This window comes from Streptomyces recifensis, from assembly GCF_002154615.1.
Lineage (GTDB): Bacteria > Actinomycetota > Actinomycetes > Streptomycetales > Streptomycetaceae > Streptomyces > Streptomyces griseoluteus.
The window spans coordinates 1-1438 of sequence record NZ_MUNH01000295.1; the positions used below are offsets into that span (position 1 = coordinate 1).

At 70.6% G+C, this 1438-nt stretch carries 1 pseudogene; it reads left to right on the plus strand.

Annotated features, from left to right (window positions below):
• Window positions 1–137: 137 nt before the first annotated feature.
• Window positions 138–1438: pseudogene (locus CCN33_RS16925) on the plus strand (hypothetical protein); the annotation flags it as partial.

Consider the following 1438-nt stretch of genomic DNA (forward strand, 5'->3'; position numbering starts at 1 on the left):
GCAATCTGCCCCGCGGCGTCCACCGGGCGCCGTCCCCTCCCGGTCGACCCGGGCGGGACGGTGCTCCCGGCTTCCTCCGGCGGTCCCTCGCGGGTGCCGCGAGGAGTCCGAGTGACACCCGCGCCGCGGAGAAGACTATGACGCTGCCCGCAGAACACAGCTCGTCCCACACCCGGAACGTCCCCACGGTCCCCCTTCCCGCCTTCCCGCCTTCCGGCGAGGGGCGGCCCGTCGGACCATGGGATGCGTCCACGGCCACGACACCGGTCGCGGTGACCGGGGGTGTGCCGCCCGCCGGGCCGGTGCCCCACCTCAGCAACGGACTGAGCACCCTCGGCCAGTACCAGGGCTCCGGGTTCACCGACCGCAGGTACGTCGTCCGACGTGGCGACGGTCAGGTTCTGATGCTGTCCCATCTGCTCTATCTCGTCGTCGCCTCCATCGACGGGGTGCGCACCGTCGAGACCATCTCCCACCGCGTCAGCGGCAGGTTCGGGCAGGAGGTCACCGAGGACAACATCGTCCACCTCATCAACAATCGGCTCACCCCCCTCGGAGTCACGGTCCCGCTGGGAGAACTTCCACGAGCGTGTGACAACGCCCCGTCCTCCGATCTCCTGCTGGCCCTGCGCGGCCACCGTGTCCTCCTCGACGAGGCACGGGTCGCCCGGGTCGCCGACGCGCTGAGCTGGCTGCACCGCCCACCGGTGGTGGGGCTCGTACTGGCCGGAACCGCTGCCGTGGACGTGTGGCTCTTCGCGGTCCACGGCGCCATGACACCGCTGCTGCGCGTGCTGGAACAGCCGGTCTGGATGCTCGCGGTGTTCCTGCTGACTCTCCTCTCCCTTCTCTTCCACGAGTTCGGCCACGCCTCGGCCTGCCGGTACAGCGGTGCCGCCCCGGGGAAGATCGGATTCGGCATCTACCTGATCTGGCCCGCCCTCTACACCGACGTCACCGACGTGTACCGGATCGGCCGGGGCGGCCGGCTGCGCACGGGGCTCGGCGGCGTCTACTTCAACGCCGTCTTCATCCTCGCGCTCACCGTCGGCTACCTGCTGACGGGACAGGCGTTCTTCCTGGCCGCCGTCTACCTCGCGCACTTCGAGGTGCTGGAACAGCTGATGCCGGCGCTGCGGCTCGACGGCTACTACATCCTCGGCGACCTGGCCGGCGTGCCCGACCTGCTCGGCAAGGTGAAGCCGATTCTGCTCAGCCTGCTGCCCGGCCGCACGCCCGCCGGGGTCGCGGACCTGAAGCGCTCGGCGCGGGTCGTCGTCGCCTCCTGGGTGCTCACGATGATCCCTCTGCTTCTCGCGGAAGTGTGCTACCTGCTGTGGAACCTGCCCCGGCTGGCCCGCCCCGAACGCCTGGACGGTGCCCGTCACCTGCTCGACGAGACTGCGGAAGGCGGTGGCGGCCAGCCGGGGCAGGTTCC